Below are 255 nucleotides of genomic sequence, written 5' to 3'. Positions count from 1 at the left end.
AGTACGGTTCCAGGTCCCCGACCGCGTCCAACGACAACCCGGTATCCCGGTAGGTGTCGGCGAACGCCGCCACGATCGCCGACAACGACGGCTGCGAGGTCGTGCCCGACATCGGCGCCGACGCCCCGTCCACCGCATCCGCACCCGCGTTCGCCGCCGCCAGGTAAGTCGCCAGCTGCCCGCCGGCGGTGTCGTGGGTGTGCACGTGCACCGGCAGGTCGAACTCCCGGCGCAACGCGGTCACCAGCTTCCCGG

The 255-nt window shown here is 71.8% G+C and carries 1 protein-coding gene; it reads right to left on the bottom strand.

Features of this window, described 5'->3' with window-relative positions; translation table 11 throughout:
- The coding region (locus tag ACQCVD_RS15560) for a hypothetical protein (protein ID WP_426824681.1) at positions 1-255 on the bottom strand (255 nt) is incomplete at both ends.

This window comes from Corynebacterium halotolerans (assembly GCF_050107895.1).
GTDB lineage: Bacteria > Actinomycetota > Actinomycetes > Mycobacteriales > Mycobacteriaceae > Corynebacterium > Corynebacterium halotolerans_B.
Note: the sequence above shows the minus strand (reverse complement) of the source record. Positions and strands in the feature narration are given on the sequence as shown.